The sequence below is a fragment of the Leptolyngbya sp. BL0902 genome, assembly GCF_016403105.1.
Taxonomy (GTDB): domain Bacteria; phylum Cyanobacteriota; class Cyanobacteriia; order Phormidesmidales; family Phormidesmidaceae; genus Nodosilinea.
The window spans coordinates 3,013,104-3,039,181 of sequence record NZ_CP046155.1 but is presented as its reverse complement, the minus strand read 5'-3'; the positions used below and the strand labels follow the sequence as shown (position 1 = coordinate 3,039,181).

At 58.4% G+C, this 26,078-nt stretch carries 29 protein-coding genes, 1 tRNA gene and 1 other annotated feature; of the genes, 11 read left to right on the top strand and 19 right to left on the bottom strand.

Annotation, left to right across the window (positions count from 1 at the left end):
- Nucleotide 1: 1 nt before the first annotated feature.
- The 4 genes from GFS31_RS13370 to GFS31_RS13355 all read right to left on the bottom strand — a co-directional run bounded on the left by GFS31_RS13370 (nt 2) and on the right by GFS31_RS13355 (nt 3,752).
- Entirely contained in the window at nt 2-898 is an 897-nt protein-coding gene (locus tag GFS31_RS13370) for a class I SAM-dependent methyltransferase (protein ID WP_198805286.1), read from the bottom strand.
- 68 nt (nt 899-966) lie between these two features.
- On the bottom strand, nt 967-2,676 hold the full coding sequence (nadB, locus tag GFS31_RS13365) for an L-aspartate oxidase (RefSeq protein WP_225907413.1): 1,710 nt from the start codon (nt 2,674-2,676) through the stop codon (nt 967-969).
- Between the two features lie 109 nt (nt 2,677-2,785).
- Nucleotides 2,786-3,205: a photosystem II complex extrinsic protein PsbU gene (gene psbU, locus GFS31_RS13360; RefSeq protein WP_198805285.1), complete on the bottom strand. Its 420-nt coding sequence runs from the start codon at nt 3,203-3,205 to the stop codon at nt 2,786-2,788.
- A gap of 133 nt (nt 3,206-3,338) precedes the next feature.
- Entirely contained in the window at nt 3,339-3,752 is a 414-nt protein-coding gene (locus tag GFS31_RS13355) for a hypothetical protein (RefSeq protein ID WP_198805284.1), read from the bottom strand.
- Nucleotides 3,753-4,006: 254 nt separating this feature from the next.
- On the opposite strand from GFS31_RS13355, the gene folD reads away from it, so the two are divergent.
- From folD to GFS31_RS13340, 3 genes are all read left to right on the top strand, one after another.
- On the top strand, nt 4,007-4,873 hold the full coding sequence (gene folD / locus GFS31_RS13350; RefSeq protein ID WP_198805283.1) for a bifunctional methylenetetrahydrofolate dehydrogenase/methenyltetrahydrofolate cyclohydrolase FolD: 867 nt from the start codon (nt 4,007-4,009) through the stop codon (nt 4,871-4,873).
- Nucleotides 4,874-5,008: 135 nt separating this feature from the next.
- Nucleotides 5,009-5,929 (top strand): geranylgeranyl diphosphate synthase CrtE, encoded by a 921-nt coding sequence (gene crtE, locus GFS31_RS13345; RefSeq protein WP_198805282.1) that lies wholly within the window; start codon nt 5,009-5,011, stop codon nt 5,927-5,929.
- Between the two features lie 9 nt (nt 5,930-5,938).
- The gene (locus GFS31_RS13340; RefSeq protein WP_410503853.1) at nt 5,939-6,409 is read left to right on the top strand and encodes a divergent PAP2 family protein; all 471 of its coding nucleotides are present in this window, start codon (nt 5,939-5,941) and stop codon (nt 6,407-6,409) included.
- A gap of 29 nt (nt 6,410-6,438) precedes the next feature.
- Here the strand turns inward: GFS31_RS13340 and GFS31_RS13335 are convergent, their stop codons facing one another.
- From GFS31_RS13335 to GFS31_RS13270, 14 genes are all read right to left on the bottom strand, one after another.
- Entirely contained in the window at nt 6,439-7,272 is an 834-nt protein-coding gene (locus GFS31_RS13335; RefSeq protein ID WP_198805281.1) for a hypothetical protein, read from the bottom strand.
- A gap of 279 nt (nt 7,273-7,551) precedes the next feature.
- A complete protein-coding gene (locus tag GFS31_RS13330) occupies nt 7,552-7,884 on the bottom strand; it encodes an MgPME-cyclase complex family protein (protein ID WP_198805280.1) in 333 nt (110 codons plus the stop codon).
- A gap of 262 nt (nt 7,885-8,146) precedes the next feature.
- The gene (locus GFS31_RS13325) at nt 8,147-8,878 is read right to left on the bottom strand and encodes a pyridoxine 5'-phosphate synthase (RefSeq protein ID WP_198805279.1); all 732 of its coding nucleotides are present in this window, start codon (nt 8,876-8,878) and stop codon (nt 8,147-8,149) included.
- A 201-nt stretch (nt 8,879-9,079) separates the two neighbouring features.
- Nucleotides 9,080-9,565, bottom strand: coding sequence for a hypothetical protein (locus GFS31_RS13320; RefSeq protein ID WP_198805278.1), 486 nt, complete (start codon nt 9,563-9,565; stop codon nt 9,080-9,082).
- 834 nt (nt 9,566-10,399) lie between these two features.
- Nucleotides 10,400-10,810 (bottom strand): 50S ribosomal protein L7/L12, encoded by a 411-nt coding sequence (rplL, locus tag GFS31_RS13315; protein WP_190492136.1) that lies wholly within the window; start codon nt 10,808-10,810, stop codon nt 10,400-10,402.
- A gap of 108 nt (nt 10,811-10,918) precedes the next feature.
- On the bottom strand, nt 10,919-11,485 hold the full coding sequence (gene rplJ, locus GFS31_RS13310; RefSeq protein WP_198805277.1) for a 50S ribosomal protein L10: 567 nt from the start codon (nt 11,483-11,485) through the stop codon (nt 10,919-10,921).
- Nucleotides 11,486-11,564: 79 nt separating this feature from the next.
- Nucleotides 11,565-11,719: a sequence feature (ribosomal protein L10 leader region), on the bottom strand.
- A gap of 57 nt (nt 11,720-11,776) precedes the next feature.
- Nucleotides 11,777-12,490 carry a 50S ribosomal protein L1 gene (gene rplA, locus GFS31_RS13305; protein WP_198805276.1) on the bottom strand — a complete coding sequence of 238 codons (714 nt, stop codon included), beginning with the start codon at nt 12,488-12,490 and terminating at the stop codon, nt 11,777-11,779.
- A 124-nt stretch (nt 12,491-12,614) separates the two neighbouring features.
- Nucleotides 12,615-13,040: a 50S ribosomal protein L11 gene (rplK, locus tag GFS31_RS13300; RefSeq protein ID WP_198805275.1), complete on the bottom strand. Its 426-nt coding sequence runs from the start codon at nt 13,038-13,040 to the stop codon at nt 12,615-12,617.
- A gap of 3 nt (nt 13,041-13,043) precedes the next feature.
- Entirely contained in the window at nt 13,044-13,754 is a 711-nt protein-coding gene (gene nusG, locus GFS31_RS13295; protein WP_198805274.1) for a transcription termination/antitermination protein NusG, read from the bottom strand.
- Complete coding sequence (secE, locus tag GFS31_RS13290; RefSeq protein WP_225907686.1) at nt 13,754-13,999, bottom strand: preprotein translocase subunit SecE; 246 nt, start codon at nt 13,997-13,999, stop codon at nt 13,754-13,756. Before secE ends, nusG begins: the two co-directional genes overlap by 1 nt.
- Nucleotides 14,000-14,165: 166 nt before the next feature.
- Nucleotides 14,166-14,238: transfer RNA gene (locus tag GFS31_RS13285), tRNA-Trp, on the bottom strand.
- 51 nt (nt 14,239-14,289) lie between these two features.
- A complete protein-coding gene (rplS, locus tag GFS31_RS13280) occupies nt 14,290-14,655 on the bottom strand; it encodes a 50S ribosomal protein L19 (protein WP_198805272.1) in 366 nt (121 codons plus the stop codon).
- 181 nt (nt 14,656-14,836) lie between these two features.
- The gene (locus tag GFS31_RS13275; protein WP_198805271.1) at nt 14,837-15,217 is read right to left on the bottom strand and encodes a hypothetical protein; all 381 of its coding nucleotides are present in this window, start codon (nt 15,215-15,217) and stop codon (nt 14,837-14,839) included.
- 192 nt (nt 15,218-15,409) lie between these two features.
- Entirely contained in the window at nt 15,410-15,751 is a 342-nt protein-coding gene (locus tag GFS31_RS13270) for a hypothetical protein (protein WP_198805270.1), read from the bottom strand.
- A gap of 487 nt (nt 15,752-16,238) precedes the next feature.
- Here GFS31_RS13270 and GFS31_RS13265 point away from each other — a divergent pair, with 487 nt between their 5' ends.
- Together GFS31_RS13265 and GFS31_RS13260 are read left to right on the top strand one after the other, a co-directional pair.
- Nucleotides 16,239-17,216 carry a COX15/CtaA family protein gene (locus GFS31_RS13265; protein WP_198805269.1) on the top strand — a complete coding sequence of 326 codons (978 nt, stop codon included), beginning with the start codon at nt 16,239-16,241 and terminating at the stop codon, nt 17,214-17,216.
- A gap of 57 nt (nt 17,217-17,273) precedes the next feature.
- Nucleotides 17,274-18,263, top strand: a complete 990-nt coding sequence (locus GFS31_RS13260; protein ID WP_198805268.1) for a heme o synthase — start codon at nt 17,274-17,276, stop codon at nt 18,261-18,263.
- Between the two features lie 171 nt (nt 18,264-18,434).
- On the opposite strand, the gene GFS31_RS13255 is transcribed toward GFS31_RS13260, so the two are convergent.
- Complete coding sequence (locus GFS31_RS13255) at nt 18,435-18,995, bottom strand: hypothetical protein (protein WP_198805267.1); 561 nt, start codon at nt 18,993-18,995, stop codon at nt 18,435-18,437.
- A 218-nt stretch (nt 18,996-19,213) separates the two neighbouring features.
- Between GFS31_RS13255 and GFS31_RS13250 the strand changes: the two genes are divergently transcribed.
- The 6 genes from GFS31_RS13250 to GFS31_RS13225 all read left to right on the top strand — a co-directional run bounded on the left by GFS31_RS13250 (nt 19,214) and on the right by GFS31_RS13225 (nt 26,004).
- The gene (locus GFS31_RS13250; RefSeq protein WP_198805266.1) at nt 19,214-20,194 is read left to right on the top strand and encodes a carbohydrate ABC transporter permease; all 981 of its coding nucleotides are present in this window, start codon (nt 19,214-19,216) and stop codon (nt 20,192-20,194) included.
- A gap of 128 nt (nt 20,195-20,322) precedes the next feature.
- The gene (locus tag GFS31_RS13245) at nt 20,323-21,171 is read left to right on the top strand and encodes a carbohydrate ABC transporter permease (RefSeq protein WP_198805265.1); all 849 of its coding nucleotides are present in this window, start codon (nt 20,323-20,325) and stop codon (nt 21,169-21,171) included.
- A 34-nt stretch (nt 21,172-21,205) separates the two neighbouring features.
- On the top strand, nt 21,206-22,309 hold the full coding sequence (locus GFS31_RS13240) for an ABC transporter ATP-binding protein (RefSeq protein ID WP_198805264.1): 1,104 nt from the start codon (nt 21,206-21,208) through the stop codon (nt 22,307-22,309).
- 234 nt (nt 22,310-22,543) lie between these two features.
- Nucleotides 22,544-23,839, top strand: coding sequence for an ABC transporter substrate-binding protein (locus GFS31_RS13235; protein WP_198805263.1), 1,296 nt, complete (start codon nt 22,544-22,546; stop codon nt 23,837-23,839).
- Between the two features lie 200 nt (nt 23,840-24,039).
- Nucleotides 24,040-25,065, top strand: coding sequence for an ATP-binding cassette domain-containing protein (locus GFS31_RS13230; RefSeq protein ID WP_198805262.1), 1,026 nt, complete (start codon nt 24,040-24,042; stop codon nt 25,063-25,065).
- A 12-nt stretch (nt 25,066-25,077) separates the two neighbouring features.
- Nucleotides 25,078-26,004: an ABC transporter permease gene (locus GFS31_RS13225; RefSeq protein ID WP_198805261.1), complete on the top strand. Its 927-nt coding sequence runs from the start codon at nt 25,078-25,080 to the stop codon at nt 26,002-26,004.
- The last annotated feature ends 74 nt before the right edge of the window (nt 26,005-26,078 follow it).

Sequence of the window (26,078 nt, the reverse complement as noted above, 5' to 3'; positions counted from 1 at the left end):
GCTAGGCTGGCTGATGTTGCCACCCGCCGCTCGCTTCATCACCCAACCCTTCCGACCGGGATGCGCCTGGGTCGGCGGGGTGAGCGTTGCGTTCATGGACGGGCAGAGGTTTGCGGCCATAGTTCAACTGGTTCAGCCAAAACACCTCCTCAGAGCGGACGGCCTCAAACCCGGCCCAGCCCAGCCACGCATCCACGTTCCCCTGGGCATAGTCGCGGATAAAGGGCTCTTCAAAAATGTGGTTGAGCCAGTCGGTGGCCCGCAGGGTGCGCTGGTTGCCGTCCAAAATTAGCACCTGTCCACCGGGAACCAACAGCCGAAAGCTCTCCTGCAAGATGGTTTTGGCCACGGTGGGCGGCGTTTCGTGGAACAGCAGCGTCATACACACCACATTAAAGGATGCCTCTGGCAATCCGGTCTCGGCGGCGTTGCCGTGGCAGAAGGTGATGTCGAGGGGGGCGGATTTGGCTTTGTCGGCGGCCATCACCAGCATTTGGGGAGACAGGTCTAGGCCGATCACCTCCGCCTGGGGAAAGCGGCGCTTGAGCATCAAAGTGGTACTGCCCGTGCCACAGCCCAGGTCTAGAATGCGGCGCGGCTGGCCCTGAATGGCGTTGACCAGGCTTTCTCGCACCCAGGTTTCTCCTGGCGGCAGCACGTACTGGGTAATGGGGTCGTAGGTGATGGCGGCATCAATGTTGAGGTAGCCGCCTTGGACGCCATGGAAATTGTGGTGGGTGTAGTAGTCGGGGTAGGCCACCTGGGGATTGGTCAGGCGCGGCAGTTCTTGATCCCAATCAATGCGCTGACGCAGCCGGAGGATAGCCTCACGGTCAATCAGGCGCTCAAAAATAGGCAGGAGGAACTGATCAAACAGCGGTTTGGAGGAGGTAGCCATGGGCCAGGGACGGGGATTGGGACAGGAAACGAAGCTCCGTTTAGCCTAGCAAGCCCAGGACTGGATGGCTAGGTTGGGCTGTCCTCGGAGGAAAGCTGACCGGACAACGAGGCCGACCGCTGCCACTGATGGCCCTGTACCAGGGTATGGGCCTGCCACGCGGGGTCAGTCTTGGGGTGATCGCTACGGTAATGGCCACCCCGGCTTTCGGTGCGGAAGCGGGCGCTATTTAGCACCAACCAGCCCACATCAGACAGGTTCCGCAGTTCGCCCCAGGCCCGCAGCCGTGGCAGGGTTAGGTCGGCGGGTAGCTCCTGGTGCAAATCCGGGGGAAGGGCCTGCAAAGCCTGAGACAAGTCGTCTTGCTCCGCGTCTTGCCGCCAGGCGTCTAGGGTGGTAATGGCAGTGTCTAGCCCCGCTTGGTTGCGGCTGATGGCGGCATAGTCCCACATCAGTTGGGTGAGCTGCTGCCGTTTTTGGTTGAGTTCCGCCAGTCGATCATCCTCTCCGGTGTCCGATGGTGGTGGCTGAGGCGGCAACGGGGTGGGAACCTCCGGCTTCACTAAGCCCGCCTGGAGGGGAAGGTGCGCTAACTCTGCCCCATAGACCAGGCATTCCAGCAGAGAATTGCTGGCCAAACGGTTGGCCCCATGCACCCCGGTACTGGCGTTTTCTCCTACGGCATAGAGGCCGGGAATTTGGGTCTGGCTGTGCAGATCGGTGGGGATGCCCCCCATCCAGTAGTGGGCGGCGGGGGCCACGGAGACGGGTTCAGTCAACGGGTCGCAGCCCCAGGTGCGGCAAACCCGGATGATGTTGGGGAAGCGATAGTTCAATCGGTCGGCGGGGATGGGGCGCATATCGAGCCACACCTGCCGATCCCCCGTTTTTTGTAAATGGTGGAAAATGGCTCGACTCACCACATCGCGGGGGGCCAGCTCGCCGTCGGGGTGATAGTCGTAGGCAAACCGTCGGCCCGATTTATCCACCAGGTGTGCCCCTTCGCCGCGCACGGCTTCGCTAATTAAAAACGGCGGGGCTCCGGGCAAGGACAGGGAGGTGGGGTGAAACTGGAAGAACTCTAAATCACGCAGTTGGCCCCCCGCTCGCCATACCATCGCCACGCCATCCCCGGTGCTGGCCGTCGGGTTGGTGGTTTGGGCATAGACTTGGCCGCCGCCCCCCGTGGCCAGCACCGTCGCCTGAGCCGAGATCCACCGCAGCCGATGGCCCTGCACCAGCGCAATGCCCCGACATTGCCCCTCTTGCAGCCAGAGATCCAGCGCAAAGGCCGACTCATACACTGTAATGTTGGGTCGTTGCAGCACCGCCTCCGCCAAAATGGAGACAATTGCCCGTCCGGTGGTGTCGGCGGCGTGGAGAACGCGCTTCCGGGAGTGAGCTGCCTCTAGGGTCATGGCCAAATCAGCACCGCTGCGGTCAAAGGCGACGCCTAAATCCACTAGGCGATGGATGCAGGTGGCCGCATGGGTGACGAGATGTTCCACCGCCTCTCGCTCACACAGACCTGCCCCGGCCCGCAGGGTGTCGGCCACATGGAGGTGGGCTGAGTCATCTGGCCCTAGGGCGGCGGCAATGCCTCCCTGTGCCCAATCGCTGGCGGAGAGGGTTAGATTGTCCTTTGTAATCAGCCCCACTCGCCACTGGGGCGGAATGGCGAGGGCTGAGTAAAGCCCCGCTGCCCCGCCGCCCACCACCAAAACATCGAAATCCCAGGGCGGGTTCACCCCTGCCGGAGACGGAATACACTGGGCCAAAGCAGACTCCTCTGGGTGCGAGAAAGCCCCTGTCGATGACCACTCTAGCCCCAGAGCGGCCCCTGACAAGGGCTTAGTACGTTGAATCAATTAGGACGATTCAGGCGATTTACTTGTAAACCCCATTGTTAAAGCGGTCAGCTCCTTCCACCAGAGCCGGATCAGGCTGGCTGACGGTAAAGTTGTCCAAGTTAGCTCGCAGGATTTCGATCTGCTGCTCGGTCAGACCGGGCATCTCCAGCACGGCTTCCACGGTGTCAAAGGGAGCATTTTGCAGAATTTTGCCCGCCAGGGTGGGATAGAGACCAGGATACTTGCGGAAGCTTTGAACATTGGTGTTGTTAAGGTCGATCTTAGCCCCGTACTCGGTGCCCAATTTTGCATCGACGGCGTTTACGAGGGGGCGCTCGGCCAGCAGGGCAAAGGCGCTAGAGCCTCCAGCGGCTAGCGCAGGCTGGGCCAACCCAAACCCACCAAACCAACCAACTAGCACTCCAATGGCAATGAGCAGGCCAACCAGTCGTTTCATATCCCCTTTTCCTCTCCTACAAAATTAAGAACTACACAGCGTTTCTAAGAGCCTACCATTTTCCATCGCCCTTGAGAGATCGCCCTAATTTCGACCGGACTTATCCCCGAATCTATTCCAAATTCATCCCGCATCAATCCCGAACCACCCGTCCTAGCTCTTCGGCGTAGAATTCGCCAATATCTTGCCCCTGCATCAAAATCAGTTCGTAGCGGATAGTGGCTTGCAGCGCCACTTGCTGGCCCAAGTCAGGCGGGGGTGCATCGGTTTTAACCCAAATTGCTCCGGAGGCATCGGTGACTTGGTATAGGGTGCGCTCTAGCAGGGGCAAATGCCGAGTGACCTGGCCTTCAAAGGAGGCCGTACCGCCTCGGTGCTGCCCCAGGCTGGCGATGGGGGTGGCGGGGCTGAGCCAGCCCAGACCGGGTAAACTGCCCAACTGTTTTCGTAGACTCAATCCCAAGCCAGCATTCGCCCTAGCGCCACCTAGGGCGATGGAGAGGATCACGAGGCCAGTGATGCCGGAATAGGCAAACCGTTTGAACATAGCCAGAACCGGGATTAGAGAGGTGAACGAAAAACCTAGGCTGAAAACACGCCCTGACCTAGGGCTTCCCTGCCGCGAAACGGGCAAAATCTGAGACACTGGGAAAGGTTCTAGGCCAGCCTGATCTATCCTAGCCTTGAAGCCTAGCCTTGGGACATGGCCCGGAATCACGCTGGGGTGCTCACCTAAGTTGCTCCGGGCTGGTAGCTTCCGACGTTGCCTTCTTTTCCCTGTGTTTAACGATTGTCCGTGCCATGACTCAACTCCTCGACGGTAAAGCCCTCGCAGCCCAGGTGCAGGACGAACTGGCCCAACAGGTGCAAGCCCTCACGACCCAAGGCCACCGCCCCCCCGGTCTGGCGGTGATTATGGTAGGCGACAACCCCGCTAGCGCCGCCTACGTTCGCAATAAGGAACGGGCCTCCGGCAGGGTGGGGATTGCCTCCCAGGTGCATCACCTGCCCACCGGAACGCCCCAAAGCGAGGTGATGGCCCTGATTCAGCACCTCAATCACGATGCCAATGTGGATGGCATCCTGGTGCAGTTGCCCTTGCCTGATGGCCTGGATGCCGTGGCCCTGCTGAACGCCATTGACCCCGATAAAGACGTGGATGGACTGCATCCCATCAACCTTGGCCGTCTGCTGCGAGGGGAGTGGGGACTGAGAAGTTGCACACCCTACGGAGTAATGCGGCTGCTGGCGGCTCACCAGATTGACCTAACGGGCCTGAATGCGGTGGTGATCGGGCGCAGCATTTTGGTGGGCAAACCCATGGCCATGATGCTGCTAGAGGCCAACGCCACCGTTACCGTGGCCCATGCCCGCACCGTAGACTTACCCGCCCTCACCCGTCAGGCGGATATCCTGGTGGCGGCGGTGGGTCGGCCCAACATGATCGGGGTTGACTGGGTAAAACCCGGTGCCGTGGTGATTGACGTGGGCATTAACCGGGTGGAAAGCCCCGACGGCAAAGCCCGCCTGGTGGGAGACGTGGACTATGACGCCGTAGCCCCCATCGCCAGTGCTATCACTCCCGTCCCTGGCGGCATCGGCCCGATGACCGTCGCCATGCTGCTAGAAAATACGGTGACAAGCTACCGCCAGCGCCTGCAACTCTGAGGTTGTGGCGTGCTCCCCGGGCGACTTTCCAAACAGCCTGAGTCGCGCTAGCTTGCCTAGAGTTCACGCCCCCGCTCTGACCGTTTTTGCCTTCCTCCCCTGTCCTTCTTTTGTGTAGTGCTGTTCTGAGCCGCCATGGTGTCCGCAAACTCCCTCGAAGCCAACCTGACGAACTTTGACCTCTCCGCCTACCTAGAGGAGCGTCGGCCCCAGGTGGAAGCCGCCCTCGATGCTGCCGTACCGATGCAGTACCCCGAAACCCTCTACGAATCCATGCGCTATTCGCTGCTGGCGGGGGGCAAGCGGCTGCGGCCTATCCTCTGTTTGGCGGCTTGCGAACTTGTCGGGGGCGATCCAGCGGTGGCCATGCCCACGGCCTGCGCCCTAGAAATGATTCACACCATGTCGCTAATCCACGACGATCTGCCATCGATGGACAACGACGACTATCGGCGCGGACGGCTGACGAACCACAAGGTCTACGGCGATGATGTCGCCATTTTGGCCGGAGATGCCCTCCTCACCTACGCCTTTGAGCACGTGGCTACCGCTACCCAGGGGGTTCCGGCAGACCGGGTACTGCGGGTCATTGCCGGACTGGGCAAGGCCGTCGGCGGCGAAGGGCTGGTGGGCGGCCAGATCGTTGACCTAGCCAGCGAAGGCAACCCCGACACGACCCTCGAAACCCTCAACTACATCCACAACCATAAAACCGCCGCCCTGCTCGAAATTTCCGTTACCTCCGGGGCCATCCTCGCTGGAGCCACCGAGGAGCAAGTTCAAAACCTGCGGGGCTATGCCCAGCGCATCGGCCTCGCCTTCCAAATTGTGGACGACATCCTTGACATCACCTCCACCGCCGAAACCCTGGGTAAATCCATCGGCAAAGATGTGGCGGCCCAAAAAGCCACCTATCCCAGCCTGTGGGGCCTAGAGGAATCGCGACGGCAGGCGGATAAACTGATTGACGAAGCCAAAGCTGCCCTCGAAGGCTTTGGGCCTGCCAACCAACCCCTCCGCGCAATCGCCGACTACATTGTTGCCCGCACCTACTAGGGATTCACCATGCCGACGATGGAAAACTTTAGCGACATTCTCAATAACTACGTGCTGCTGGTGGCTTTAGTGGCCTGCATCGCGGCCCAAATTCTCAAGGCCATCATTGAACTGGTGCGCCACCGCAAGCTCAACCTCAAGGTGATGGTCGAAACTGGGGGAATGCCCAGTGCCCACTCCGCTCTCGTCACCGCCCTGGCCTGCGGTGTGGGGCAAACCGTTGGCTGGGCTAGTCCTTTCTTTGCTGCCACCTGCGTCTTCGCCATTATTGTCATGTACGATGCCGCCGGGGTTCGCCAAGCCGCCGGGAAACAAGCCCGCGTCCTCAACCAAATCATTGATGAGCTCTTTCAGGAAAAGCCTGAATTCAACGAAGACCGTCTGAAGGAACTCCTTGGCCATACCCCATTCCAGGTCATCGCTGGATCGATGCTGGGCGTCGTCATTTCTTGGCTAGCGGCTCCGGCCTATGGGTTTTAGCCCCCAGAAGACCTAATCCACCAGGGCACCTAATCTACCAGGGCAATAGCCGGGGTCAGCATAACCACTTCCTGGCTATCGACAATGAAGCCCGAAATGCCGTAGCCACCCAAGACTTGTAGGGTGGTGGCGGCTCCCTCTAGGTTAGGGCTGTAGGCAATCAGCAGGTAGGGACGCTGGCGATAGACCGCTAGCCCCACCGCTTGGCCCACTTGGCGCTGGATGGATCGGGCTGTCTCCGGCTGATACTGGTAGTCTACCAACACCGCAAATCCAGCATTGAGCGGCTGGGGAGCATAGGCAATGGGAGTGACGGGGCCTGCGGGCGGGGGCGCGACCGTCGGCGTCGGATCAGGAATCGTCGGATTCTCTGGGGTAGAGGGGGGCGCAGTGGTTGTAGGCGGTGGGGTAGTGGCCGTGGGCGGCGGTGGCGTAGTGGCTGTAGGCGGTGGGGTAGTGGTCGTAGGCGGTGGGGTGGTAGCCGTAGCAGGGCGAGCAACAAAGGCTTGGAGCCCTTCCACCTCGGTCATGTACTGTGCCCAGGCGTTGGCATTTTCCAGGCTGGTGAACCCTCCGGCCCGCACCACCGTATCACTCAGGTAGTTGCAGACCATCACCGTGCTGCTGGAGGGCAGCAAGTCTTGAACCCGGTTACGCTCGGCCTCGGTATTGCCGCGCACCAACAGCAGATATTCGTTGGTTTGTGGCGGCGGACAGACTGGAAACGCCACCTGGGCCTGGGCTACTTCGCCCCCACCTACCACCATCAACATACCGAGGGTAATAGTCCCCAATCTACCCTGAACAACCCGCAGGGGAAGACGAAGCGCCGTTGTGATGGATAGCCCAAACCCGTTACTCATGGCCGTTGCATTTGCCTTATTCAAAGCGTTATTCAAAGTGTGCTGGGAGAGGTGCGCCCACAGAGGGCCGCAACCTGCCAGCGATTCTAGCCCAATCCCGTTCCTTTCGACCGCAGATGAGAGAGGTCGTAACGTTGTTGATCGCCAGGGCACCGATTCCTTGGCTAGACCAAGGAGGTCGCCAATCGACTGAACCATGGATTGGTGGGGCGATGCATCGACAGCGGAGGGTGAACCAGGGGCCAAGGCCGGGATAGCAACCTTAGCCCCACAGGCGTTCTAGGCCGAGATTGCCGTGGCCGAAGCCAGAGGATCGGGAATCGTTGCCGAGGGCGCTTCAAAGTCGCCCGTGGCGATGTATTCTAGGCGCAGCTTGAGCCAGGTAATGAAGGTTTTGTTCGTAGACACCACCGCCACAGCAGGCTGAGGACAGCTCGCCTTTACCGAAGCCAGTTCGGGCGCATCCAAAAAGGCCGGAGCCTTGACCAGCCAAAAATCCAGGTCTTGCTCCTGTTCTTGATAATAGCGGCGACGCTCCTTCAGCACCTCTTCAAAGGGTTCTTCCTCTAGCAAAAATTTTTCGCTGGCGACGGCGTAGTAGTAGGTTGTCATCGGGTTCTCCTAAAGTTCTCTAGCAGTGAGTCTTTCGTAGCAGGAATTAAGAGGAATAGCATTGACGCTGCATCGAGCACGGCGGCATTGAGCACGGCGGCATCGGACACCATCAAGCCATCCAATCCATCCTAAAGATTGGCGGGCACCGTGGTTTGCCCAGGGGAAAGCGTCCCCCAGCCCCATCACATTTTAGCCTTAGCCCAGCCCCAGACAGGCGAAAAACCATGGCCACCGCATCACCCACGCGGGAACTGGGCCTTTAGAGGCTGAGGGGAACGCCGTAAATGACTTGCTTCATCTCTCGCACTGCTCGCTCTAGGCCCACCAGCACCGCCCGACTGATGATGCTGTGGCCGATGTTGAGTTCTTCCATGCCAGGGATACAGGCTACGGCGTAGGTGTTCCAGTAGGTCAGACCATGGCCCGCATTGACCCGCAGCCCCAAATCTATCGCCTGGGCTGTCCCGCGCTGAAGGATGGCTAATTGCTCGGCTACCTCGGCTTCTCCGTGGGCTTCGGCATAGGGGCCTGTATGGAGTTCAATAAACTTAGCCTTCACTTGGGCCGAAGCCTGGATCTGGGAAGCATCGGCATCAATGAACAGGCTCACGGGAATATTGGCCGCTTGCAGGGCGTCTACAACCTGAGCCATGCGGTCTACCTGCCCCGCGACATCCAAGCCACCCTCCGTGGTTACTTCCTCCCGCCGTTCCGGAACCAGGGTGACGTAGTCAGGTTTGATATCCAGCGCAATGGCGACCATCTCATCGGTGGCGGCCATTTCTAGGTTCAGGTGGGTGCGCACCGTCTGGCGCAGCAGTCGCACATCCCGATCCTGCATATGGCGGCGATCCTCCCGCAGGTGGACGGTAATACCGTCAGCTCCCGCCAGTTCCGCCAGCACCGCCGCCGCCACTGGGTCGGGTTCTACGGTGCGTCGGGCTTGGCGAACTGTGGCCACATGATCAATATTGACTCCTAGGGTAGGCAAGCTTGTTCTTCTCCTCTTTAAGGACAGTGTGATTTCGATCCTAGCGCAAATGACCCTGCCACAAATGGCTCTAGCACAGAACTATCGGCAGATAGCCAGCCCGACGTAACCCCGCTAGCGGGGTGGTCTTTGTGGCAGGCAGGAGGCTTACCCTACCCCGTCCTAGCCGCTCGACGAAGGACGGAGACTGAGGGGTTAACTCTAATCGACCCGAAACTGAATGTGGTAGCGCACAAGGCCCTGCTGTCCTACCTGCTGCCGCACGGTGGTCTCTGGGTTTTCAAAGGCAATCATAATTGCGCTGTCTGGGGGGGTGTAGGTGCCCTCCAGCGTGATTTCTGTTAGCCCCAGGGAGAGAAAATCGCGCAGGTCGAGGGTGATGCCATCCCCCTGTAAGGACTGGCTTACTTCGCCGTTAATGAGCAATCGGCCTTGAAAGGTAACACCCCGTGGCACCTGCACCGTCAGCCGCTGGGCTCGGTCTAAACCGTCTTGGTCGAGGCTGATGGTGTTGGTTTGAGATTGGTACGCGCCGAGCATAGCTTCCACCGATTCCTCTAGGGGAAGAGTGCCCAGGGAAGGATGGGCCACTTGAAAACTTTGGCGACTGGGTGATGAGGATCCCACCATGGTGGTGGTGGCCAGCAACACCAAAAACGCAACACCAAGGGCAGATGGATTCACCATAGGACGATTTCTGAGGTAGCGGAACGACGGGACGGGCAAGGAGCCTTGGTGACGGTGGCCAACCCCTCACCCGGTCTAGGCCCTCCCAGGCAGCGATACGGATTTCGGCCAAGGGTTGATCAACATCTGATCCAGCGTCCGTTGACGCCTATGGTAGCAACCGAGTTCCATTTCGTCATGGCGCGAACCGAACAAACCAGAGCGGTATTGCCCTGTTAAACAACGGCCCAGAGCCACTAAAATCGCAGTCTAGTCGTGCCGTAAGTTTAGGGCATAGGATGCATTTGCTCAGCCATACACCCCCCTAAGGCTAGGGCTAGGCATCAACCCCGCCCCCATCCCCTAGCCCATCCCCAAAGGTGGGGATACCCGACGCATTAAAAAGGGGAGAGCCTTGGCCCTCCCCTGCGTGGTGGTGATTGGAGTTGGGCTGGGATGAGCCCCCAGCGCGAAGTCGGTGTCGCAGCCCTTGGCTACGTTTGCGGATCTGCCGCTGCCGAGCCGAGCCGCCCCGCCCTTTGTCATTGCGCCCAGGCCGACAGACTCCCAGCGCTTTAGGTGTTGTGCCATCACGGCCTCCTTGAAGGAATACGTCGAGGGTTTTGGCATACCCATAGGGCATCTAGCGCTAGGGCTTCGAGGCTAAATGCTCCAGATAGCAGATTCCTAGCGCCAACAGTACGCTCTTGACCTATGGAATTCACCTTCACGCTAGCGGGCCTAGCCCCAGATCGTCAAGGTGGGATCAGACAAAAGCCCTCCATAGCCCACAAAAAAGCCCCCCACCGCGATAGGAGGCTCTTCAACCCTCAAGGGGCTAGCACGGGGCTAAACTTACTTAACGGTAACTTTAGCGCCAGCTTCCTCAAGTTCTTTCTTGGCGGCTTCGGCATCATCCTTGGTCACGCCTTCCTTAACAGCCTTGGGAGCGGCTTCCACCATCTCCTTGGCTTCTTTCAGGCCCAGCCCGGTTAGGCCGCGCACCACTTTCAGGATGGCGATCTTCTTGTCAGCGGGCACGTCTTCGAGAATCACGTCGAATTCGGTCTTCTCTTCTTCGGGCTCAGCCGCAGCGGCACCAGCACCGCCGCCCATCATGCCGGGGGCCATCATCATCATGCCGCCGCCAGCGGAAGCAGAGGCATCCACACCGAAGGCTTCTTCAATTTGCTTGACCAGTTCAGAAGCTTCCAGCAGAGACAGAGATTTTAGCTGTTCGAGAATTTCATCGGTTTTGGCAGACATCGTTAAAACTTAACTCCTGTGTACAAAAAACAAACTTGGTTGTCAGACGTTTGGTCGTAAGACATTGGGTTGTCAGACGTTCGACCAAACTGAAGCAAACTAGGGAATTTAGGCCGCGTCTTGGCCCTGTTCGGAGACCGCCTTGATGGCACGGGATAGCGAAGCCGGAACTTCGTTGATACCCACCGCCAGTTTGGTCGGTACCGCCTTGACACCCACCGCCAGACGGGTCGGCATGGCATTGATGGCTCCAGCCAATCGGGCCATCAGTTGCTCCTTGGTCGGCAGTTCCGTGATCGCTTTTACCTGATCTTCGGTCAGCGCCTGACCCTCCATGACCCCACCGCGCAGGGTGGTTTTCTTGGATTCCTTCTGGAAGGCTTGGTATTCCTTGATTGCGCCGCTGAGATCCTCCTTCACCAGCACAAAGGCTGACGAATCACTGAGGAATTCAGTCATGGCTTCCCAGTTGCTGTCTCCCTCCACGGCAATCCGCATCAGGGTATTTTTGGTGACTTTGCACACCGCACCCTTGGGCCGCAAGCGGTTCCGCAGGTTTGTAATTTCAGCAACGGTCAGACCCTTGTAGTCAATTACAAAGGCGAGTTGAGCTTCCTTCAGTAAGTCCTGAATTTCGCCCACAATCTCTTTTTTGTTTGCTAGGGTTCTCCCCATATCAATCTCACCTCCTTTACATCGGGGATAGAAAACTGAGTGCTCACGGGCAGATGGCCGTTGTTGTTGATGTCCCGATTTTTCCCAAAACAAAGCCCCGACCAGTTTGCCGGGGCAGACTCACGATTAGCCGTTTCCAGTTTTGGCCTGGAAACCTCTATCGCAACGTCAACCTCGGCAGGATTTATGCAGGAAGGATGCACCTGCTGTCTACGGTCGTCTATGCAGTTGTGGGAGTTAGGGCAATTGCGGCTCCTTCGTGAAAATTTGAAACTTCGACGCTGGCAGAGACTAAGCGGCTTCAGGTAGCTTATAGTCTCGCAGAGCGCTAACATCCAACCGAATGGACGGACCCATGGTGGAGGCGATAGCGACCGTGCGCCAGTAGCGACCCTTAGCACCGGAGGGACGGTTGCGGTCAATGCACTCCTGAAGTGCCTTGAGATTGACCATCAGATCCTCAGCGCTGAAATCGGCCTTTCCAAACATAACATGGACGATGCCCGTTTTGTCAGCCCGGAATTCTAGTTTCCCGGCTTTAAATTCGGTGATGGCCTGGGGTAGGTCAAAGGTGACAGTACCGCCCTTAGGAGAGGGCATCAGGCCACGGGGGCCGAGTTGCCGACCTAGTTTGGCTACTTGGGGCATCACGTCGGGGGTCGCAATCAGGACATCAAAGTCCATCATGCCCTTTTGGATGTCTTCAATCAGATCCTCAGAACCGACGATATCGGCCCCGGCAGCGGTTGCTTCGGCTACTTTTTCGCCCTTAGCAATGACCGCAACCCGAATGGTTTGCCCGGTGCCCTTGGGCAGAATCACCGTGGTTCGCAGTTGTTGGTCGGTGTACTTCGGATCAATCCCCAGACGGATATGAGCTTCCACAGACTCCGTAAACTTAGCCGTGGCCGTTTCCTTCAGCAGTTCTAGGGCCTCAAGGGGATCGTACAGTCGATCTTCAACTTTGGCGCGGGCGTCTCGGAGACGCTTAGACACTTTAGACATGGTTTACTCCTTGGGGTGCTGGCGAAGACGACCTTCTCCCCCGTAATAAATGACAAAAATTGGAACGGTCGATAGCCCTCAAACTCGATGATATCCATCGGGGTCTATCGCTTGAGTCAGATCCTTAGTCGGCTACGGTAACGCCCATGTTCCGGGCGGTGCCTTCCACAATTCTCATCGCCGCTTCAACGTCGTTGGCGTTGAGGTCAGGCAGTTTGGTTTCAGCAATTTCCCGCAGTTGAGCACGGCTGATGGAGCCCACTTTCTTGGTACGAGGCTCGCCAGAACCCCGCTCAATTCCAGCTGCTTTCTTGATCAACACCGAAGCGGGGGGGGTTTTGAGGATGAACGTAAAACTCCGATCTTCAAAGACCGAAATTTCAACAGGCACCACAAGACCCACTTTGTCCTGGGTTCTGGCGTTGTATTCTTTACAGAACGCCATGATGTTGACCCCGTGCTGACCCAGGGCGGGGCCAATCGGGGGAGCAGGGTTAGCTTTGCCAGCCGGGATGGCTAGCTTAATCAACGCAACAACTTTTTTAGCCATCGATTAACTCTCTTTTTCCACTTGATTAAACTCCAGTTCCACCGGAGTATCGCGCCCAAAAATAGACAGCAAGGCTTTCAGCTTGCTCCGTTCAGGGCTAACTTCCACCACCTCACCCTCAAAGTCCTTGAAGGGGCCAGAAAGGACGGTGATCTTATCGCCAGGAGCCATGTCAATTTTGATGACGGGCTTCTGCTCCTCGGTGCGTTTGAAGATCCGCTTGACTTCGCCTTCACTCAAGGGCATGGGCTTAACGTGGCCTCGGCCTCGGCCATAGGCCCGTCGCTGCTCAGCACCCACGAAGTTAATGACGTGGGGGGTGTTTTTGACCACCAGCCAAGCATCCTCCGGCACTTTCCATTCCTTGATGAGATCATCCCACTTTTGCCGAATTTGCAGAAGCACATAGCCCGGAAAGACTTTCTCCTCTAGGGCTTGATGACTACCATCTTTTTTCAGCTTGCGAATGGGCGTTTGGGGGATCTCAATCTTGAGAATGTGATCAGCTCCCTCCAGGGTTTGGCGGCGCTGCTCTAGGTTAGCTTTGACCTTTTTTTCGCAACCGGAAGCGACCTGAACGGCATACCATCGGGCCCGATTTCGAGACTGACCCGCAGCCTCACCTACGCCCTCCGAATCTGCATCACGAATAACGTCTCCATCATTATCGAAGGAGGACGCATCGTCGTTAAAGTCGTTTGAGGTCAACGCCATTAAAACACCTGCTGTGAAACCCATCTAAAGAGTCGATCAACCAAGTAAATCAGAGTAGCGGACAGACTGACCATCAGAATGACCGCCGCCGATTCGCTGATCAGTTGTTGGCGACTGGGCCACACAACCTTGCTCAACTCTTCCTTGGTACCCTTGAAAAAATTACCGACACTGAAGGTTCCTTCCGCTTCGATAGCCGGAGTTCCCTTCCGCTTCGCTTCGACTGCCGCGTCTTTCTTTACCACTGGTGCTAGCTCCTGCTGGACGTTTAGCCAGATCTGGAATGCCATCCGAAGCAGTCAGCCAACGTGATTAACGGCATAGAGTGGTCTCAGTAGAAGTGCCCGCAGATCAGGTTTCAGACAGGTCTGAAATTCAGATCGTTGGGCACTTGCCACTTGGGTTACTCAGCGCGCCCTGGAGGACTCGAACCCCCGACATCGGGTTTTGGAGACCCGCGTTCTACCAACTGAACTAAGGACGCATGGGGCCGCCAATCAGTGACCTAGGGCTGGATGGCAGGTCTATATCCAGCTTACTTGATTGGACGGTCAAATCGCTGCTTGAGTCGGGTGGCTTTACCCACTCGATCCCGCAGGTAATAAAGTTTAGCACGGCGAGCCTTACCTCGGCGCAAAACTTTAATGTCCGCCAGTTTGGGGGCATGGAGCAAGAAAACCCGCTCGACACCAACGCCCTGGAAAACTTTACGAACCGTGATAGAACGGTTGATGCCACCATTGCGCATGGCAATGATAGTGCCTTCGTAGGGCTGGATCCGCTCTTTTCCACCCTCCTGGATACGGACGCCGACGCGCACGGTGTCGCCGACGTAAATCTCAGGCAGGTCTGACTTTAGCTGCTCCGCTTCAATTGAGCGGATGATTTCCTCTGCGTTCATAGGGCCTGCAAATGTGCACAGTCTACGATTATAGACCATGGTGGTCTACTGTGACTAGCCTTAGTGCAAAGTAGATCCTCAGAACCACTGGGTTTTACGCTTCTATCGACGGCAAGATATCCGTCTCAAGATTCAGCTTCAAGGCCGTGATGATTAGGATCCTATGGATCCAGCGAGCTGACTAGGCGTTTTCTGCTTTGAGAGTCTCGATGGCTTGGCGCAGGTCAGCCAGCTCTTGGGTGAGGGTCGCTAGGTCATCTTGCACGGCGGGGTCAGCCACGGGGGTGGCCACGGCATCAACGGTGGACGGGGTACCCGGTGTATTCGAGAAGGGGGTAGGCAGTTGGCTGAGAAGCCCATCTACAAACTGTCGGGCCTCTCGCTCGGTGACTTCGCCCTTGGTCTCTAGGGTTTCGGCTAGACGGCTTACATCGCTGCCCAGGGCTGAAAAGCGCTCACTAGAGGACTGGGGATCTTGGATAACCTCCAGCAGGGTGGCTGTTGCGCCCAGGGTGACGCGGAAGCCCTTTTGAATCGTGGTGGTCACAGGGTCGGGAGTCATGATGTTGTCCTCGCTATGGAGCTTGATTGGTATGGAAGGAAGAAATCAGATCCAGAGGATGGGCACGGAGGATGGCCAAAAGATAACAGATCTAGAGCATCTGGGAGCGTTCTCGGTGAACGCCTAGCCCAGGAAATGCCCTGATTCTAGCTTGACCAGTGGCGATTGATAGGAAGGCGACCCCGGTGGCGATTAGGTGACTTGGTCGAGGTAGGTGGTGAGGTCGTCGTAGAATTGGGAGAGCCCGGTTTCGGTGGTGAGGCGGATGCGGTCGTCGCGCAGGGTGAGGAGAACCCTGGCGGCGAAGGGGCTGGGCCAAAGGTTGGGGTTACAAAAGACTTCTAGGAACACGTCGCCGCTGTGGCGGTGTTCTGTGGAGGGTAGGGGGGCACGGCGGGGCGTTCCGGCGGCGGTGGCGGCTTTCATTTGTGTGATCAGACTATCCAGATCGGTCTTGAGGGCTTGGGCGGCGGCGGCGGAAAAGCTGAACTGGATGGATCCATCAGCAAGGTTGAGGGTGATGGTCTGGGACATGGGCAAGGTTGGGGAAGGAACGCTGTCATTCTGGCATCTTCCCTGGCATCTGCGGCAATCTGGGCGGGCTGAGATGCGCCTAGATAGGCGAGAAACCAGCAGCGCAAGGAGGTCTGGTATCTCTGGATACGGAATGTCTCGAAAGGTAACGGACTATTAAGCCGGGAGAGGAAAAAAGCCTCGGCGACAGGGGGGAAGTGTCTCGAATTCCGAAGAAATTCCTAAAGCTGGGTTGATTTTTGGGTTGTCCTCTCTACAGTGATAGGCAATCAACGCAGTGCGTTGGCTGGGCATGGATAAGGTGGTGAAGCCAATGATCGAAGACCCTAGGAGGGAAAACCCTAACAACTGATGCCATTACTCTCAGGTTTATGAAGCAAAGCTTAAGACCGCAATTTTGATGCCTCACCATGGGTTTCTGAAGTTGATTTTCAAGCTAATTTCCCCATTTAAGACACTTTTGTTTAGATCAATAGCAACAAACGCCATGGCAACCAACCTTTCTTCCCTTTCCTCCGTCCCAGGGGTGCATGGCCGCTTTCCTGGCTGGCAACGGGCTACCTCGGCAGAGCCCACAGACCGTATTCGGCGGCTGGTGTGGAAACTTGCCCTCGCCACCCTGGCCCTAATGGCCGTAGGCAGCGCCACGCGGGTGATGAATGCGGGGTTAGCCTGTCCTGATTGGCCCCTGTGCTATGGCCAACTGGTGCCCCAGAGTCAGATGAATCTTCAGGTGTTTTTGGAGTGGTTCCATCGGCTGGATGCCGCCCTGATTGGCCTCAGCACCCTGTGGCTGGTGGCCCTGAGTGTTTGGTATCGGCGGCAGGTGCCGGGGTGGTTGCCCTGGGCCTCGGTGGGGGCGCTGGCGTTGATTGGCTTTCAGGGGGTGCTGGGGGGGCTCACCGTGACCCAGCTCCTGCGGTTTGATATTGTCACCGCTCACCTGGGGACGGCCCTGCTGTTTTTCAGCACCATGCTGGTGATCGGCACCTGTCTGCTGCGCTGCACCCCCACGGGAACGGTAGGACGATTGCCCTGGCTGGGCCTGGGGGCCACGGTGCTGGTCTATGGTCAGTGCCTACTGGGCGGACTGGTGGGGTCTCGCTGGGCTGCACACCAGTGCTTTGGTCTGGGCGAACTCTGCCAGGTGATGAATAGCCACCTGATCGGTATTCTCCCGGCCACGGTATCGGTGTTGGCCCTCACCCAGGCGGTGTGGCGCACCCCGGCCCTCAGCTATCCCCTGCGGCAGTTGGGCAATTTGGCCAGTATGCTGCTGGCGTTTCAACTGGTGATGGGCATTGCCACCTTCCGCCTTCACCTCCAGGTGGAACCGTTGACCGTGATTCACCACACCCTCGGCGCGGCCTTGGTAGGCACCCTGGTTTGCTTTACCACCCTAGCTTTGCGGGAACAGAGGGCAGCCAACGCAATCACTCCCGATGGCCCAATTCCTCAGCCCTAGACCGATTCTTGTCTTCATCTTCAACTAGCTCCATTCCTTCGGAAGGATTTCCTCTGCATGACTCAAACCACGACTTGGAACGAGGCCACCCGGCACCATGATTCCATCGGATCCGTGATCCGCAGCTATGTGCAGCTCACCAAGCCCCGGATTATTCCCCTGTTGCTGATTGAAACGGCGGCGGCGATGTGGGTGGCAGGCCATGGCGAAGTGAATGTTTGGCTGGTGTTGACCACACTGCTGAGCGGTACTCTGGCGGCGGCTTCGGCCCAGACGATTAACTGCATCTATGACCGCGACATCGACTTTGACATGGAGCGCACCCGCCATCGGCCCATCCCCTCTGGGCGGATTCAGGTGCGGGATGCGCTGGTGTTTGCGGGCATTCTGGCGGCGTTGTCCTTCGGGCTTCAGGCGTGGGTGGCTAACTTGCTCAGCGCGGGCCTGTCCATGGTGGGGATCGCGATTTATGTAGGGGTCTACACCACCTGGCTGAAGCGGTCTTCGCCCCAAAACATTGTGATTGGCGGCGCGGCTGGCGCAATTCCGCCCCTAGTGGGTTGGGCCGCTGTCACTGGAGAACTCAGCCTTGCGGCCTGGTTGTTCTTCTTCATTGTGTTTATCTGGACGCCGCCCCACTTTTGGGGATTGGCTATGCTGATCCAAGACGACTACGCTAAGGTCAACGTGCCGATGATGCCTGTGATCGTCGGCGACGAAGCCACTGCTCGCCAGATTTGGTACTACACCCTAATTCTGGTGCCCCTCACCCTGATGATGAGCTATCCCCTCGGCGCAACGGGGGCCGTCTATGCCATGGTGGCCCTGGGATTAGGGATCAAGTTTATCCAAAAAGCCTGGGCCTTACTGAAAGCCCCCAGCGACCGAGACTTGGCCAAGGGGCTGTTCAAATATTCCATCCTCTACATGATGCTGCTCTCGGCGGGGATGGTGGTGGATAGCTGGCCCATCACCCAAAGCTGGACGGCTCAGCTATCGGGTCATCTGGCCGGACAACTGGCCCCATTGGTCAGCCTGCTGCCGTAGATTTAGTACCTCACAAACGCGCTCTTTTGCCGCGATCCAGCCCTCACCCCCAGCCCCTCTCCCGCGAGGAGAGGGGAGTTAGACAGGATGCTTTCAAAGTCCCTCTCTCCAGGGGAGAGGGATTTAGGGTGAGGGCGTCGGGGGCTTTGCCATCTACCGAGACGACTACCACTACCGCAACTGAACGGAGGCATGCACTTGCAGGATGGCGGCTTCGGCGTACTGGTTCTGGCGGCTGTAGTAGCTGGCGATGGTAAACACTTCGGCTTCACCCGTGGGGATGTAGGTGATGAGGACGTTAGGAAAGGCCCAGCCCTCGCTGTCTTCCCACACCCGCACCGCCAGCCGTCCGTTGATCACCACTTCTTCGATGCGACGGGCACGACCGGGCTGATCCCGGTAAACCTGAAGCGCCTCGCGGAGGGAGGTACTTTGGATCGAGGCGTCGGTCTTGATCAGGTAGGGCGGGGCCGTTTCACGGTAAGCACCCGAAGTTCGTTGGTTGTAGATGATTACGTAGTCCCGCTGGTTGTTGGAATACTCGAACCAGTGGTCGGGATAGGTGACGGTGAACCTTGGAGTGCTGGACGTTCCCTGGATACTGGCGACTAGATTGGTCTGGGGCGTGGTGGCAGCGAGGCCAATGTGCTGTGGAAGCACCTCCGGCATCAGCCATCCAGATCCGAGGGACACCATCGAGAGACTGAACGTGACGGCAAGATGAGACCACATGGCAGTACAAGGTTGAGGACAGGGCACCTGTGGAACATCCACCAAAATGCCCACAAACATCAGGACGTTTGACCACGGTGGGCGGTGCCCAATACCTAAACCCAAAATCGGGTTCATCCACTGGTGAAAGGGTCAGGGCACAATGAAGAGAAGGCTTTTGGGATGGGTAGCAGCGGACTGCCTATCCCAAGTTCGCCGCTGCCCCAATGCACAATGCCATGGAACTTCTCCTCTCCAAGCTGTTGACGGCAATCCTGGCCATTGGCCTAGGTTGCGGGGGCGTTGTGGCTCTGTTGGTAGGGGCAAATGCACTAGTAGAACGGCTGGCCCCTGGGCGGCGAAAAAAACAGATTTTGCCCTGGGTCTACCTGGCTCCGGCGCTGCTGTTGTTGGTGGCCTATTTGGTGATTCCCACCCTAGTAACGGTGTACCTCAGCCTGCTGGATGCCCGTTCCCAAACGTTTGTAGGACTCGCCAACTACCTGGCGCTGCTGACCGATAGAAGCATGGGCATCGCCCTGCGGAATAACCTGCTGTGGCTGGTGGGGGTAACGGGGACGAGCGTCGGGCTGGGGCTGCTGATTGCGGTGCTGGCCGACCGAGTGCGCTACGAGGTGGTGCCCAAAACGCTGATTTTTCTGCCCATGGCCATCTCCTTTGTGGGGGCCAGCGTGATTTGGAAATTCATCTACGCCTTTCGTCCAGCGGGATCCGCCCAGATTGGCTTGCTCAACGGCGTGGTAACGTGGCTGGGCTTTGAACCCGTGGGCTGGCTGGTGGAGCGATCCATCAACAACTTCGCCCTGATTGCAATTATGATTTGGCTGCAAACGGGCTTTTGTATGGTGCTGCTGTCGGCGGCGGTAAAGGGTATCCCGTCCGAAATTCTGGAAGCAGCTCGTATGGACGGAGCCAGCGAGCTGCAAGTTTTCTGGCGGATTACCGTACCCATGATTCGCTCCACGATTCTAGTGGTGGCGACGACGACGATTTTGCTGGTGCTGAAGGTGTTTGATATCGTCTACGTGATGACGGCGGGCAACCAGGGCACCGAAGTCTTGGCTAGCCGGATGTTCAAGGAAATGTTCAGCTTCCGGCACTATGGCCGAGGCAGCGCCATTGCCGTGCTGCTGCTGCTGGCGGTGATTCCAGTGATGGTCGCTAACATTCGAGAATTTCGCCAACCCAATCCTCGCTAAGTCCTGGATGGTGCATTGCGGCAAATAACCGTGATTGGACGATGCCCCGATGAAATGTTGTCCGCGAATGCATCCCCCCCCTCCCCACTCCCCACTCCCCACTCCCGCCCCCTGACTCCCCACTCCCCATGCCCTCCTGGCTCACCCGCACTCCCGTCCACCTTGCCCTCCTCACCCTAGCTTTCCTATGGACGCTGCCCAGCCTGGGATTGCTGATTAGCTCCATCCGCCCCCCCGATGATGTGCTCTCTACGGGCTGGTGGACGGTGTTGCAACATCCCTTTGAGTTCACCCAATACAGCCTGGAGAACTACCGCACAGTGCTATTTTCGGCGGGGATGGGGCAGGCGTGGCTGAACAGTTTTACGGTAGCAATTCCGGCGACGGTGATTCCCATTGCCATGGCCACCATGGCGGCCTATGCCCTGGCCTGGATGGAGTTTCCCGGTCGGCAGGTGCTCTTTTTGGCGATTGTGGCGCTGCTGGTGGTGCCCTTGCAGATGACCTTCATCCCCCTGCTGCGGGCCTACCGAGACCTGGGCCTGACGGGCACCTTTGCCGGAATTTGGCTGGCCCATACGGCCTACAGTTTGCCCCTGGGAATTTACCTGCTGTGCAACTATATTCGGGCCTTGCCGAGGGATTTGATCGAAGCGGCGGCGGTGGATGGCGCATCCCACGGGCAGATTTTGCGGCGGGTGGTGCTGCCGTTGTCGATGCCTGCCATTGCCTCCTTTGCGGTGTTTCAGTTCCTTTGGGTGTGGAATGATCTGCTGGTGGCCCTGGTGTTTTTGGGCGGCACCCCCACCGTGGCTCCGCTCACCCTGGCCCTGACGAATTTGGTAGGCTCACGGGGGCAAGACTGGCACCTGCTCACCGCCGGAGCCTTTATTACCATGACCGTGCCGCTGCTGGTGTTTTTTGCCCTCCAGCGCTACTTTGTGCGAGGGCTACTGGCGGGTTCGGTAAAGGGATGAAGGCACCCAGATTGCGTGAGATAGGGTTGAGCGTATGGCCTCGGTAAGGTTTGAGTCTGTCACCAAGCGCTACGGCGATGGGGTGGCCCTGCGTGAGTTGGACATGACCGTGAACGACGGCGAATTTCTTGTCTTCGTTGGCCCTTCCGGCTGCGGCAAAACGACGACGCTGCGGCTGTTGGCGGGGCTAGAAACGGCGACCAGCGGCCATCTCTACATTGGCGACCGCAGCGTGGATACCCTGCCCTCCAAAGACCGGGACATCGCCATGGTGTTTCAGTCCTATGCGCTCTATCCCCACATGACGGTGGCCGAAAATATGGCCTTTAGCCTGGAATTGCAGGGGCTGAGCCGGGGCGAAATTCAGCAGCGGGTGCAGCGGGCGGCGCAGCAGATGGGCCTAGAAACCTTGCTCCAGCGCAAACCGAAGGAACTATCGGGCGGGCAACGGCAGCGGGTGGCGGTATGTCGGGCGATTGTCCGCAATCCGGCGGTGTTTTTGATGGATGAACCCCTCTCCAACCTAGATGCCCAACTGCGAGGGCAGGCCCGCGCCGAAATCAGCCAACTCCACCGAGACCTGGGAACCACCGTCATCTACGTCACCCACGACCAGGTAGAAGCCATGACCATGGGCACCCGCATCGCCGTGTTGAACCAGGGCGTCTTGCAACAGGTGGATACGCCCCAGGCCATCTACAGCACCCCCAAAAATAAGTTTGTGGCCGGATTTATGGGCAGTCCGGCCATGAATTTTGCCGAAGGCGTCCTCATCAACCGGGACGATCAGATCTGGTTTCAATCCAGCGCCCTCACCTTGCCCCTGCCGCCGCTCCAGTCGCCAACGCCCTATCAACGCTATCTCGGCCAGCGGGTGATCGGTGGCCTGCGCCCCGAAGACCTCCACGATCCTCGCTTTTGCCCCGCCGACATCCCCACCAGCCCCCTCCGAGGCACCATCCACCACCGAGAAAGCCTGGGTAACGAGGTAATTCTGTATCTCACTCTCGCGGACGGCCAAACCCTGATGGCCCGCGTGGATCGGCGATCTGAGATGGCCCTAGGCGACACGGTGGAACTGCTAGCCAATACCGCCGCCTTGCATTGGTTTGATCCGCAAACGGAGGAGGCAATTTAGGGGGGAGGTTGGCGAGTCAAACGCCTAGGTTGGCCCTCATCCCCCAGCCCCTTCTCCCAATTTGGGAGAAGGGGAGCCGGATCTACTCAAAGCCCCTCTCCCCACGGGAGAGGGGCTTGGGGTGAGGGAAACTTCAGGCTGTACGATGTAACGCTTTTACTGAAAAGCAGCCATCTAGGCCAGATTGGGCGATAGTTGACCATAGCCCCGTGATTTCGTGAGCACCCTGGGACTATGGCAAAGCGTTTGTACCGAATTGGGTTGTGTTTGACCCTGAGCTTGGTGATCTTCGGCTGTCAGTCGTCGCCGAGCCAGCCCCAGAGTACCGAGGTGCAACCGGGCGACACCATCACCATTTTGGGCACCCTCACCGGGGTGGGGGAAGACAAACTGCGGCAGGCCATGGCTCCCTTCACTGAGGCCACTGGGGTGCAGGTCATCTACGAAGGCACCGACGCCTTTACCACCCTAGTTCCGGTGCGGGTGGATTCGGGCAACCCGCCGGATATTGCCCTGTTCCCGCAGCCCGGACTAATGCTGGACTTTGCCGAAGCGGGGCAGATGGTGCCGCTGACGGATTTCATCGACCGGGCCACCTTGGCCGACGCCTACGACGAGTATTTGCTGAATTTGGTCAGCCAGGATGAGGCCGTTTATGGGCTATGGATGCGGGCGGATGTGAAAAGCCTGGTATGGTACAGCCCCACAGCCTTTGCGGCTAAGGGCTACACCGTTCCCGAAACCTGGGCAGAGATGACCGCCCTCAGCGACCGCATCATCGCCGATGGGGGAACACCCTGGTGCCTGGGGATAGAAAGTGGACAGGCCACGGGCTGGGTGGGGACAGACTGGGTGGAGGATATTCTGCTGCGGCAGGCGGGGCCAGCGGTGTATGACCAATGGGTGAGCCATGAGATACCTTTTTCGGATCCGCAGGTGCAGGCCGCTTTTGAGGAATTTGGCGCGATTGCCCGCAACCCTCAGGCCGTCCTCGGCGGCACCACCGGGGTCATCAGCACGCCCTTTGGAGAAGCACCCCGACCGTTGTTTGACAACCCACCGGGCTGCTATCTGCACCGTCAGGCCAGCTTTATTGTGGAATTTCTGCCGGATCGGGTAGACCCTGATAGCGACATCAGCGTCTTTGCCCTGCCCCCCATCGACCCGGCCCAAGGGCAACCCGTGATCATCGGCGGTATTTTGTTTGGCGTATTTAATGACACCCCCGCCGTCCGCGCCCTGATGGCCTACCTCGCCACCCCCGAACCCCACGCCATCTGGGCCGGACTGGGCAGCTACCTCTCCCCCCATCGCCAGGTCAGCCTCGATGCCTACCCCAACGACCTCACCCGTCAGCAGGCGGAGATTCTGCGGAATGCCGACGTGCTGCGCTTCGATGGGTCTGATCTCATGCCCGGTGCGGTGGGCACAGGGGCCTTTTGGTCGGGCATGGTAGACTATGTGGACGGCCAAGACCTGACCAGGGTGCTAGCAGATATCGACGCAGCATGGCCACCGGATAATCGTTGATAGGCCAAAGCCATAACACCTGATCCGCAGGGGCATTTCTGCCTGGGAGCAGCGAGTTCTGTACAATGGGTTTACGGTTATCAACAGATTGTTACAAACCTTGGGGCGTCTCAAGGGATTGTGACGAATCGCGGACGATGACCAACGGCCTAGGGCCAGTGCGCTTGATCAACGGATGTTTCTGGGGCGAGATAGGCGACATGGATGCCGCTGTTACCATCGAAAATCTGAAAAAGTCCTATGGCTCGGTTCCGGCGGTGCGAGGGGTATCCCTATCCATTCAGCCGGGGGAAATTTTTGGCCTACTGGGGCCGAACGGGGCCGGAAAAACCACGACCATTCGCTGCCTCTGCACCCTGGCCACCCCCGACGAAGGACGGCTGGAGGTGATGGGCATTTCCGTGGTGGATCAGCCCCGCCGGGTGCGCCAGCGACTCGGCTACATTGCCCAGGAAATCGCCCTCGATAAGGTGTTGACCGGGCGCGAACTGCTGCAACTGCAAGCCGACCTGTACCACATGCCCAAGGGGGTGGCCCGCCAGCGCATCGACCAAATGATTGCCCTGCTGGAACTCGGCGACTGGGCCGACCGCAAAACGGGCACCTATTCTGGCGGTTTGCGGAAACGGTTGGATTTGGCCCTGGGGCTCTTGCATCAACCTGACGTGCTGGTGCTGGACGAGCCCACCGTGGGCCTAGACATCGAAACCCGTTCCGCCGTGTGGGACTTTTTGCGCCAGCTCCGGGCGGCGGGGACGACGGTGTTAATCACCAGCCACTACCTTGAAGAAGTGGACGCCCTGGCGGATCGGGTGGCCATCATTGACCAAGGCCAAGTCATTGCAGCGGGTTCCCCCAGCGATTTGAAGGACAAATTAGGCGGAGATCGCATTACCCTGCGGGTGCGGGAGTTTACCCCCGATGACGAGGCCGAGAAGGTGAAGGCGCTGCTGCTGGATCTACCCTTTGTGCAGGGGGTGATCCTCAATGCTGCCCAGGGCAATTCCCTAAACCTTGTGGTAGAACGGGATCCAGGGGCACTGATGGCCGTCCAAACCACCATCGAAAAAGCGGGACTGCCGATTTTTGGCATTTCCCAATCGCGGCCTAGTTTAGATGATGTGTATCTGGCCGCCACGGGCCGCACCCTAATGGATGCTGAACTGGCCGCCGTGGGGCAGCGAGATTTGAAAAAAGAAAAAAAACAGGCGATGAAGGGAAGCTAAGAGGCAAACACCATGAGCACCACCTTACCGAACCGTTCCCCCTCGCTCAATGGCTCCAAGCCCTTGGGTAGCAATGATCTACAAGCCTGGAAAGACCGTCAGGCCAAAGCCAAAGCCGATCCCGGCCTATTCTCTGGAGCCTTTGTGCAGGAAACCCTGGCCATGGCCCGTCGCCTGTTTCTCCAGCTTCAGCGTCGGCCTTCGACTCTGGTGGCGGGGGTGATTCAACCCTTGATTTGGCTAGTGCTATTTGGGGCGTTGTTCCAGAACGTACCCGCTGGCCTGTTTGGGGAAAGCCGCAACTACGGCCAATTCCTAGGGGCGGGCATCCTAGTCTTTACGGCCTTTGGCGGTGCCCTCAATGCTGGATTGCCCGTCATGTTTGACCGGGAATTTGGCTTTTTGAACCGCTTCCTGGTGGCTCCTTTGGCCTCCCGCTACTCCATTGTGCTGGCTTCGGCGATTTTCATTGCTGCTCTCAGCCTGGTGCAAACCGCTGCCATTTTGGCCCTCAGCGCTGTCCTAGGAGCCGGATTGCCCCAAGGGTTGGGCCTAGTTCTGGTGCTGTTTATTGTGATGACCCTGGTGTTGGGCGTCACGGCCCTCAGTCTGGGTCTCACCTTTGCCCTACCAGGTCATATTGAGCTGCTGGCGGTGATTTTTGTCACCAATTTGCCCCTGCTCTTTTCCAGCACCGCCCTGGTACCGCTAGATTTCATGCCCTCCTGGCTCCAGGTGATCGCCAGCCTGAATCCGTTGACCTACGCCATCGAGCCGATCCGCTACATCTATCTCCACCCTGACTGGAGCCTGGGCAGCACTGTGCTGAACACGCCCTTTTGGGATGTTTCGATGGGGATTGCCCTGGCGGTGCTGGTGGCTTTCTGTGGATTGGCCCTAGGGTTAATCCAACCCCTCCTGCGCCGCCGCATGGCCTAGATGGGCTAGGGGCCGCTGTCAGGGGTCTGATTCGCCCCAGGGGAGATTTGTTATAGTTTGGAACAGAGACAGGA